Origin of the sequence: Eubacterium sp. BIOML-A2, assembly GCF_009680135.1 — a bacterium.
Taxonomy (GTDB): Bacteria; Bacillota; Clostridia; order Lachnospirales; family Lachnospiraceae; genus Faecalicatena; species Faecalicatena contortus_B.
Map to the genome: position 1 here is coordinate 95,870 of NZ_WKZK01000008.1, position 10,672 is coordinate 106,541.

Annotated in this window: 11 protein-coding genes and 1 tRNA gene; 9 read left to right on the forward strand and 3 right to left on the reverse strand. The window is 47.7% G+C overall.

The genetic code is table 11. The features are described from left to right. Positions 1-144 precede the first annotated feature (144 nt). The 3 genes from GKG43_RS04940 to trmB all read right to left on the reverse strand — a co-directional run bounded on the left by GKG43_RS04940 (position 145) and on the right by trmB (position 1,770). Positions 145-217 (reverse strand) — tRNA-Lys (locus GKG43_RS04940). Positions 218-514: 297 nt separating this feature from the next. Next, a complete protein-coding gene (locus GKG43_RS04945) occupies positions 515-826 on the reverse strand; it encodes a thioredoxin domain-containing protein (RefSeq protein ID WP_050639392.1) in 312 nt (103 codons plus the stop codon). Between the two features lie 293 nt (positions 827-1,119). Continuing rightward, on the reverse strand, positions 1,120-1,770 hold the full coding sequence (trmB, locus tag GKG43_RS04950; RefSeq protein ID WP_050639391.1) for a tRNA (guanosine(46)-N7)-methyltransferase TrmB: 651 nt from the start codon (positions 1,768-1,770) through the stop codon (positions 1,120-1,122). A gap of 342 nt (positions 1,771-2,112) precedes the next feature. Here trmB and GKG43_RS04955 point away from each other — a divergent pair, with 342 nt between their 5' ends. From GKG43_RS04955 to GKG43_RS04995, 9 genes are all read left to right on the forward strand, one after another. Next, a complete protein-coding gene (locus GKG43_RS04955) occupies positions 2,113-2,424 on the forward strand; it encodes a hypothetical protein (protein WP_050639390.1) in 312 nt (103 codons plus the stop codon). 3 nt (positions 2,425-2,427) lie between these two features. After that, the gene (locus GKG43_RS04960; RefSeq protein ID WP_050639389.1) at positions 2,428-3,474 is read left to right on the forward strand and encodes a V-type ATPase subunit; all 1,047 of its coding nucleotides are present in this window, start codon (positions 2,428-2,430) and stop codon (positions 3,472-3,474) included. Then, positions 3,471-5,417, forward strand: coding sequence for a V-type ATPase 116kDa subunit family protein (locus tag GKG43_RS04965; protein ID WP_050639388.1), 1,947 nt, complete (start codon positions 3,471-3,473; stop codon positions 5,415-5,417). The genes GKG43_RS04960 and GKG43_RS04965 overlap by 4 nt, the downstream gene beginning before the upstream one ends. Before the next feature lie 14 nt (positions 5,418-5,431). Beyond that, the gene (locus GKG43_RS04970) at positions 5,432-5,863 is read left to right on the forward strand and encodes an ATP synthase subunit C (RefSeq protein ID WP_050639387.1); all 432 of its coding nucleotides are present in this window, start codon (positions 5,432-5,434) and stop codon (positions 5,861-5,863) included. 1 nt (position 5,864) lies between these two features. Beyond that, positions 5,865-6,173, forward strand: coding sequence for a V-type ATP synthase subunit F (locus GKG43_RS04975; RefSeq protein WP_025654113.1), 309 nt, complete (start codon positions 5,865-5,867; stop codon positions 6,171-6,173). Between the two features lie 49 nt (positions 6,174-6,222). Next, the gene (locus GKG43_RS04980; RefSeq protein WP_242843802.1) at positions 6,223-6,810 is read left to right on the forward strand and encodes a V-type ATP synthase subunit E; all 588 of its coding nucleotides are present in this window, start codon (positions 6,223-6,225) and stop codon (positions 6,808-6,810) included. Continuing rightward, complete coding sequence (locus GKG43_RS04985; RefSeq protein WP_050639386.1) at positions 6,803-8,569, forward strand: V-type ATP synthase subunit A; 1,767 nt, start codon at positions 6,803-6,805, stop codon at positions 8,567-8,569. The genes GKG43_RS04980 and GKG43_RS04985 overlap by 8 nt, the downstream gene beginning before the upstream one ends. Positions 8,570-8,585: 16 nt before the next feature. Further along, entirely contained in the window at positions 8,586-9,953 is a 1,368-nt protein-coding gene (locus GKG43_RS04990) for a V-type ATP synthase subunit B (protein WP_055151686.1), read from the forward strand. A gap of 68 nt (positions 9,954-10,021) precedes the next feature. Continuing rightward, positions 10,022-10,648, forward strand: coding sequence for a V-type ATP synthase subunit D (locus GKG43_RS04995; RefSeq protein ID WP_025654109.1), 627 nt, complete (start codon positions 10,022-10,024; stop codon positions 10,646-10,648). Positions 10,649-10,672 lie beyond the last annotated feature (24 nt).

Here is a 10,672-nt window from a genome sequence, read left to right on the forward strand (position 1 = left end):
GTTAAAGCCATATGAAATGCGGATTAAAAAAGGGATAAGCGGTAAATCTGCCGCCTGTCCCTATATTTTCCATCATCCAGAACCTCAATACAAAAAAACCACCGTCCCCGAGACTCCAACTTCTCAAAAACAGTGATTTCCAACTGCGCGATCAGGGGTTCGAACCCTGGACACCCTGATTAAGAGTCAGGTGCTCTACCAACTGAGCTAATCGCGCTTATCTATTGTGTTTGCAGTACCTTTAACAGGTGACGCAAGTAGTATTATATATGAACAGATAAAAAAATGCAAGTACTTTTTTTAATTTTTTCAATTATTCAACAAATTTTTTAGCATATTTCTCACTTCCCGCCAGTCCATGAGCCGTTCTTGTCCGGGGCCCAGTCAGCAGATACAGTCTCTCCTTCCGCCCGGATACACCAACTTAACGACAGGGATGCCTTGAAGCTGCAGCGGCATATATAGCCCCGGCACCTTCCCGGCATCCCTGTCATAAAGCGTCCCCCTCAATTCCCTACATCCCGATCATCTCTTCCAGTACTTCCTTTGCCAGTACTCCGCTTGCCGCCGATACCGGCTCTCCATTCCTGAATACAACAAATGTCGGAACAATTTCAACCTCAAATTCCGCCGCCAGGGTCTCGCTTTCGTCAATCTCGATCTGACATACTTTGACCCTGCCGTCGTATAATTCGGCGATCTCATCCACAACATCTTCCATCATGGCGCATTTTCCGCACCAAACAGCAAAAAACTCGACTAATACAGGCGTTTCCGACCTCAGAACCTCCTGTGGGTAATTTTTCGCAGTCACTCTGATTTTCATTGTCAGCACCTACATTCCTTTGCAATTTATTTACCACGGCACTTGCTGCCGTTATTCAAAATATCACATACTTCGTCAAATGATCGCTTCAGACACATTAACTTACGGTTCAGGTCCGGCCTGCAATACATTTTGCGACAAATAAAATCCTTCCATCCTTTTCCCCGCATATCCACTCCTGACTGCCCGTGTAAGGCTTACATCTCCTCACAGTTATAATATGTACGATCCGCCGAAACGTGAAAGAAGACACAGCTTTTTCTGAAAACTGCGCCTTCCCGGGTTTCACTTTTCTATTTTCTTACCGCAATCAGCTTATTGATGGGATTTCCCCTGGCAGAGAATTTTTCCTCATACTCGGTCATTACATTTCCTTCGTTCATGATCTCGTGATGATGCAGGTCGTATGTATAATGTTCCAGAGTCCATGACGAACTCCTCACCTGTTCCAGGGAAAAGTTAAACAGTTCCGTATTGTCTGTCTTGAACTCCAGTGTCCCGCCGGGCACAAGAATCTGTTCATAGCGTTCCAGAAACTCATGGGATGTCAGACGCCGTTTTTCATGCCTGGCTTTTGGCCAGGGATCAGAAAAATTCAGATAAATCCGCTCCACCTCACCGTGTGCAAAAACCTCGGCCACATCCCGCGCATCCATGCACACAAAACGGATGTTTTTCAGCATCTTGAACTCCTCCGTGTCAAACTTTTCTACGGCCCGGAGCAGAACGCTTGTATATCTTTCAATTCCTACAAAGTTTACATCCGGATGAAGAGATGCCATCGTTAAGAGATAACGGCCTTTCCCCATACCGATCTCAATATGGATGGGTTTTGAATTGCCAAAAACCTGCCGCCAACAGCCTTTCTGTGCCTCCGGGCGTTTAATCACAGCCGGATGGTTCTGTATCGTTCCCTCGGCACGTGGTACATTCCTTAACCTCATAATAGATTGCTCCTTTTTATTTCGTCTTTTTCCCTTACTTCTCTCAAACCAGGTTTTTTATTTTCTTTTATGGTAAGTATAATACAGTACAGCCAAAAATCAATCCTCTTTTTGTAAAAAATATAATATCACGCTGACAGGTTAAGGTCAAAGCACATTTGATGTAACCGTTCATCGTTTGATGCCGTTGTTACTGTTCACAGGCAAACCTGTAAACAGTAATGAACAGTCAACATTTTATTACATTTTTTAGACAAATTATGACATTAACCGAACTTGCATTTTTTGAAAAAAGGTGTATTATAATAACAACTACAATCCACGAATCACAGGAGGCAGACTATGGACTCTATTGTAAAGAAATTATCTGAAATAGAAGCTGCTGCCGCGGCTGTCGTAGAACACGCAGAAGCGCAGAAAGCAGTCCTGGATGATGAATTCCGGGGGATGCGCCGCAGGTTTGATGATGATCTGGAGGCACAGACGCAGGCCAGAATCAAAAAAATACGGGATGAGCTGGAACGCAATACGGCAGAACTTCTTGCCTGCCAGAGCAGCGCCAATACGGATTCTATCGAGGCTTTGCAGAAAGAATATGAAGAAAAGCACACACTTTATGCCCAGATGATTCTAAAACGGATTACAGAGGTATAGCCTATGGGAAATTTACTAGTATACAGCGGTATCGTGACCAAGATCCGCGCCATGGAGGCCAGGCTGTTAAAGCCGGAGCAGTTTGAAGAGATCGCCAGCCTTCACAGTGTGCCGGAAGTCTGTACCTATTTAAAAGAGAATTCCGCTTACGCGGATATCCTGAAGGAGCTTGACGAAGAGCATCTTCACCGCGGAGATATTGAAAAGGTTCTGATCCGCTCTTTATATCGGGACTATTCAAAGATCTACCGATTCTCCACCATAGAACAAAGAAAGTTTTTAAAATTATATCTAAAGCGATATGAAATCGATCTGATTAACTACTGTTTCCGAATTGTGATTAACCATTATACTGAACCATTTGACCTGAGTTATAAACAATCTTTTTTTGACCGGTATTCACAAATTTCTATAGAAAAGCTGATCACCTCAAGAACAACAGATGAACTCGTAGAGAATTTAAAGGGTACGGAATATTATGAGCCCCTTCATAAACTGCGTGACTCGCAGTCCGTCACCTTATTTGACTACGACCTGGCCCTCGACTTATATTATTTTACGACATTATGGAAGGACAGAAAAAGAGTGCTGAAGAAAAAAGAACTTGAAATCTTCACCAGGGACTGCGGTTCGAAAATAGACCTTCTAAATCTGCAGTGGATCTACAGGGCTAAAAAATATTATGAGATGACGGCTGCCGATATATATTCCCTTTTAATCCCGATCCACTACAAAATCTCCACAGAGCTTATCAAGGAACTTGCTGAAGCCTCTAATATAGAAGAGTTTTATGCGGCAGTCCGCAGGACTTCGTATACACGGCATTATGATTTTGAGCAGAATCTGACGATCGAACAGATGTATTCTGACTGCCTTTATCACCTGTATACTGTGGACAGAAGGCGCAACCCTTATTCTATTGCCACTGTTAATACGTATTTATTCCTGAAAGAAGAAGAGCTTAAAAAGCTGACAACCGCCCTGGAATGTATCCGTTACGGCCTTTCCCCCGGCGAAACGTTAGCGTACGTTGGAGGTAGAACTCAATGATAGTGAAAATGAAATTTGTCAATATTTCCGGTCCAAGAGATGATATTGACCGTATAACCGACCTCTATCTGTCCAGATATGAGATTCAGCTGGAATCCGCACTTTCAGAGCTTAAAACAGTCGATAATCTAAAGCCTTTTGTAGAGATCAACCCTTACCGGGATGCCCTGAACAAGGCCATACAATTTACCGGATATCTTCAGAATGCGGACGAGGTCGAACCAGATGAGTCTCTCAGCCTGCAAGAGATGTTCAAAGTTGTACGCATGGCAAACAGTGACTATATGGAAATGCAGGATAAGAAGGAGAATCTGAAAAGCAGGATTGAGGAACTCCGCAAAAGGCAACAAATCGTTGCTCCATTTAAACCGCTGGACTGCGAACTGGATGAAATACTGCATTATAAATATATCGCCTACCGTTTCGGCCGGATTCCCGCAGAGTACTATCACAAGATGGAAAAGTACCTGCTGGATGACCTGGACGCAATCTTTGTCGAGGGAGAACGGGATGAAAGCCATGTGTATGGCGCCTACTTTGTATCACCCGGAGAAGCCCAGAAAGTTGACGCGGTTTTCCGCTCTCTGCATTTTGAGAAGATGGAACTGCCCGGGGATTTGCAGGGAACCCCCATGGACGAATACCGCATGCTGGTACGGGAAATCTACGACTCCGGGCAGGAGATTGAAGCACTGGACAGGAAAACAGGAGAGATGCTTTCCGCACGCGCTCCTCAGCTGATCGCAGCCAAGAACCGGCTGGAAGAGCTGGCCAATAACTTCGATGTACGGAAAATGGCTGCCCGCATGGAAGATCATAAACAAGATTATTATATCCTGTGCGGCTGGATGGCCGACGACGATGTGGAGATGTTCCTGGAAGAAACCAGATACGACGACAAGATTTTTGTTGTTGTGGAGGACGACCACAGCACTTATTTCGGAGAGCCGCCCACCAAGCTGAAAAATCCCAAAATATTCAAGCCTTTTGAGATGTTTATCCGGATGTACGGACTTCCTTCCCATAATGAGATGGACCCCACCATTATCGTCGGCCTGACCTATTCTCTCATATTTGGCATCATGTTCGGCGATGTGGGACAAGGACTTCTGCTTTTCATTGGAGGCAGTTTGATTTATCACTTTAGAAAGGCGCCTTTAGCCGGTATTATCGCAACGGCCGGCATCTTCTCTACTATTTTTGGATTCATGTTCGGCAGTATCTTCGGATTTGAAGACATCATCCAGCCATTATGGCTGCGGCCGATTGACCATATGACAACGCTTCCGTTTATCGGTAAACTGAATACCGTTTTTATTGTTTCGGTGGCCTTCGGCATGGGGATCATACTGGCGGCCATGATCCTGCATATTGTCAATGCCATACGGTCCCATGACCTGGAAAATATCTGGTTTGACGCGAACGGCCTTGCCGGATTTGTATTTTATCTTTCCGTTGTAATCACGATCGTCCTGTTTATGACAGGGCATAAGACTCCGGGCGCCATTTTTATGGCTGTCATGTTCGGTATTCCGCTGCTGTTGATTTTATTTAAGGAGCCTATTACAAGAAAAATCCAGAAGCGGGCGGATGCAATGGAAGAAAGTGCAGGAATGTTTCTGATTCAGGGATTTTTTGAATTGTTCGAGACCCTTCTCAGCTACTTTTCCAATACGCTCTCCTTTGTCCGCATCGGCGCCTTCGCCGTCAGCCATGCCGCGATTATGGAGGTTGTCCTGATCCTGGCAGGAGCAGAAAACGGATCGCCCAACTGGGTGGTCATCGTTCTGGGCAACTTGTTTGTATGCGGCTTTGAGGGACTCATTGTCGGGATTCAGGTACTGCGTTTGGAATACTACGAGATGTTCAGCCGTTTTTACAAGGGAAGCGGAAGAGCTTTTGATCCTTATACGAATAAATCAAATAAAACCAAAAAGAAGTAGGGAGGACTATCACTATGACATTAGCAACAAAAATCGTTTTTATCGCAGCTTTAATTTTAAGTATCATCATCCCATTTGGCTATTACTTAATCGGACAGAAGAACAAAAAGCGTTTTAAAAGGACGATTGGCGTAAATGCATTCTTTTTCTTTGGTGCGTTTGCCATCGCATCCATCATGATGCTTGGCGGAGAAGTGAATGCGGCTGAGACAACTGCCGCTGCGGCTTCTACGGCGACAGGACTTGGCTATCTCGCAGCCGCTCTGGTTACCGGTTTATCCTGTATCGGCGGAGGTATTGCCGTAGCAAGCGCTGCAAGTGCAGCCCTCGGTGCAATCAGCGAAGACTCCAGCGTGCTTGGTAAGTCCCTTATTTTCGTAGGTCTTGCAGAAGGTGTATGTCTTTACGGATTAATCATCTCCTTCATGATCCTCGGTAAACTTTGATATGAAGATGTTTCTAATCAGTGATAATGTCGATACCTATACAGGAATGCGCCTTGCAGGCGTGGACGGAGTAGTCGTCCACGAGCGCGGGGAACTCCAGGAGGCCTTGCAGAAGGTCCTTAAGGATGAGACAGTGGGGATCGTTCTGCTGACGGAAAAGTTTGGAAGAGAGTTTCCGGACATGATCGATGAATTCCGTCTGGAAAGGAAGATGCCCCTGCTGATTGAAATTCCTGACAGGCACGGAACCGGCCGTAAAAAAGACTTTATTACATCCTATATTACCGAGGCCATTGGGCTGAAACTGTAGATCAACTTAAAACAAGCAGAGATATGAATTATAGAAGGAGGTACCCCTCTTGACTTTGGAAGAAAAAATCGCACACCTGCGGTCCGCCTCTATGAAAGAAGCAAGGGCTGAGGGAAACGCTATCATAGATTCCTACCGTGAAGCGCTGGAGCAGGTATTTGAAGATCATAAAAAAGAGGCGCTTGGCCAGTCCGAGACCCGCATCAAGGCTGAAACCGTCAATGCCAGACAGCAGCTGAACCAGGCCATGGCCAGATCACAGCTGGAACTAAAGCGCATGCTGGGAAAGGTCCAGCAGGATCTGAAAGATAAGATCTTTGCTGAGACAGTTGCTTTAGTTCACGATTATATGAAGACAGAAGCTTACGAAGATTACCTGATCCAATGTATCCGCAATGCCGTTCATTTTGCCGCAGGGGAAGCTATGGTTATCTATATCAACCCTTCCGACGAGGCCCGGCGCTCCGATCTGGAGGATGCTCTGGGCACCCGGCTTACGGTAAGTGCGGAGGATTTTATGGGCGGAATACGGGCAGTCATCAGAGGCCGTAATATTCTGATCGACAATTCATTTAAGACGGCTCTTCGGAATGAGTATGATAAGTTTGTCTTTTTAGGAGGTGACGGCATTGCTTAACACTGGAACTATATATGGAATTAACGGACCCGTCATTTATCTGAAAGGCAATACCGGTTTCCGCATGTCGGAAATGGTATACGTGGGCAGGGAAAAGCTGGTCGGAGAGGTCATCTCTCTGGACAAGGACCTGACCACCGTGCAGGTCTATGAGGAGACATCTGGACTCTGCCCGGGGGAAGAGGTGATCGCAAGCGGCAGTGCGGTTTCCGTCACTCTGGCTCCCGGGATATTAAACAATATATTCGACGGAATTGAGCGCCCCCTGGAGAAGATTGCTGAGAACAGCGGCGCATTTATCACCCGCGGTGTGAGCGTGGATTCGCTGGACCGCAGCAAAAAATGGCCGGCCCGCATCGTCGTCTCTAAGGGGGATTACCTCCATGCCGGAGATATTATAGCGGAGGTCCCGGAAACCCATGCCATCTTGCATAAATGCATGGTTCCCCCCAATATGGAAGGAACCGTAACCGATACCGCAGAAGACGGCGAGTACACGATCGATGAACCCCTGGTGACTCTGGAGCTATCCGATGGAACACTCAGGAAACTGACCATGACACAGCACTGGCCGATCCGCACGGCCCGTCCCACCCATCACCGATTTCCTGCATCCACGCCCCTGATCACGGGCCAGCGTATTATCGATACCATGTTTCCGATCGCCAAGGGCGGCACCGCTGCCGTTCCCGGCGGTTTCGGTACAGGCAAGACGATGACGCAGCATCAGATTGCAAAATGGTCCGACGCAGATATTATCATCTACATCGGCTGCGGGGAGCGCGGCAACGAGATGACCCAGGTCCTGGAAGAATTCGGGGAACTGACCGACCCCAGGACCGGCAATCCGCTGATGGACAGAACCACGCTGATTGCAAATACCTCCAACATGCCTGTTGCTGCCCGTGAGGCCAGTATATATACCGGGCTGACACTGGCGGAATATTACCGGGATATGGGCTACGATGTGGCAATCATGGCAGACTCCACCTCCCGCTGGGCAGAGGCTCTCAGAGAGCTCTCCGGCCGTCTGGAAGAGATGCCTGCAGAGGAAGGATTCCCTGCGTATCTTGCATCCAGGCTTTCCGCCTTCTATGAGCGGGCGGGCATGATGCACAATTTAAATGGAACCGACGGGTCTGTAACCATCATCGGTGCGGTCTCCCCACAGGGCGGTGATTTCTCCGAGCCGGTCACACAGAATACCAAAAGGTTTGTCCGCTGTTTCTGGGGTCTGGATAAGAGCCTGGCCTATGCACGACATTTTCCGGCTATCCACTGGCTGACCAGCTACAGCGAATATCTCGGGGATCTGGCTCCCTGGTATCAGGATCATGTCTCTCCAAAGTTTGTAGACTACCGTAACCGCCTGATGGCTCTCCTGAACCAGGAGAGCAGCCTTCTGGAGATTGTCAAACTGATCGGAAGCGATGTGCTGCCCGATGACCAGAAACTGGTTCTGGAAATCGCCCGCGTGATCCGGCTTGGTTTTCTGCAGCAGAATGCATTTCACAAGGATGATACCTGCGTATCCATGGAGAAACAATTCTTGATGATGGACATTATTTTATATCTTTATAAACAATCCCGTTCGCTCGTAACCATGGGGCATCCAATGTCTGTATTGAAGTCAGAGAATATTTTCGATAAAATCATTGCAATTAAATATGATGTACCTAACGACCAGCTGGAAATGTTCGCACAGTACAGACGTGATATCGATGCTTTCTATCAGCGTGTGCTGGAGAAAAATGCTTAAAAGGGGGAATAATCTCATGTCAATAGAATATTTGGGACTCAGCAGTATCAATGGCCCTCTGATAGCACTGGAGGGCGTTCAGGACGCCTTTTTTGATGAAATTGTAGAATTTGTTGTAGACGGCTCAGAACGCAAAATCGGACGTATTGTGGAGATATATGAGGACATGGCAGTCATTCAGGTTTTCGAGGGTTCCGAAAATATGTCCCTCAAGAATACACATACCCGCCTTACCGGGCACCCCATGGAAATTGCCCTGTCCCCGGATATGCTGGGACGCACCTTCAACGGTATCGGGCAGCCCGTAGATGACCTGGGGCCCATTGTATCCACATTAAAGCGGGATGTAAACGGCCTCCCACTGAATCCGGTCATGCGGGAATACCCGAGAAACTATATCCACACCGGAATCTCCGCAATTGACGGCCTGACCACACTGATCCGCGGACAGAAGCTCCCGATCTTCTCGGGAAACGGGCTCCCCCACGACCAGCTGGCGGCCCAGATTGTAAAACAGGCTTCTCTGGGGGATGATACCGATGAACAATTTGCCATCGTATTTGCCGCCATGGGCGTCAAACACGACGTAGCCGACTTCTTCCGCCGTACCTTTGAAGAAAGCGGCGTTGCTGACCACGTAGCCATGTTTCTGAACCTCGCAAACGATCCGGTTGTGGAGCGTCTGATCACGCCAAAAGTTGCGCTCACCGCCGCCGAATACCTGGCGTTCGAGCAGAACATGCATATCCTGGTCATCCTGACCGATATGACCTCCTTTGCCGAGGCCATGCGTGAAGTCTCCTCCTCCAAAGGGGAGATCCCCAGCCGTAAAGGGTTCCCCGGATACCTCTACAGCGAACTTGCCACCATCTACGAGCGCGCCGGCATCGTACAGGGCGTAAACGGCTCCGTAACCCAGCTCCCGATTCTGACCATGCCAAATGATGACATCACTCATCCCATCCCCGACCTGACAGGATATATCACGGAAGGCCAGATCGTACTGGAGAGAGAGCTGCACGGCCAGTCCATCTATCCGCCCATCAACATCCTGCCCTCCCTGTCCCGTCTGATGAAAGACGGCATCGGCGAGGGCTACACCAGAGAAGACCACCAGGATCTGGCGAACCAGCTCTTCTCCGCCTACGCCAAAGTAGGAGACGCCAGAAACCTGGCTTCCGTCATCGGCGAGGATGAGCTGTCGCCGACCGATAAAAAGTATCTGGAGTTCGGAAAAGCATTTGAAGAGCGGTACATCGGTCAGGGACCGAACGAGAACCGCAGCATGGAAGAGACACTCAACCTTGGCTGGGAATTGCTCAGACTGCTGCCAAGAGAAGAACTGGACCGTATCGACACGAAGATTCTCGACAAATACTATTAGGGGTCTGACCCCAATGAGCTCCATATTCAGAATATTCTGACTAATCAAGTGTTAAAAGGAGGAACTGCATGGATCCACGTACCTTCCCCACCAAAGGAAATCTCATGCTGGCAAAGAATTCTCTGGCTCTTGCAAGACAGGGATATGACCTGATGGATAAAAAAAGGAATATCCTTATCCGTGAACTGATGAATCTGATTGATGAGGCCCGAGGTATACAAGATGAGATCGACACCACGTTCACTTATGCATACCAGTGTCTGCAGAGAGCCAATATTGAGCATGGGATCAGCATGGTATCGCAGCTTGCCTATACTGTGCCTATTGAGAACTCCATCACAATACAAACCCGCAGTATTATGGGAACTGAGATCCCCCATGTAAAATATGTACCTGGAAATAATGCTCCTACGTATTCTTTCAGTACAACCAAAGAATCCATCGACCTGGCTACCGAGGCCTTCCGCAAGGTTAAAGATCTGACCGTAAAGCTTTCTATGGTAGAAAATGCGGCCTACCGCCTTGCGGCTAATATTAAGAAGACTCAGAAACGGGCAAATGCGCTGCAGAATATCACGATTCCTATGTATTCTAAGCTTGTATATAGTATTACGAATGCACTGGAAGAGAAGGAGCGTGAGGATTTCACCCGGCTGAAGGTTATCAAGCGGATGAAACAGAAAAAAGGAGCCTGACTGTTGTCAGCGCTCCTTTTTTGT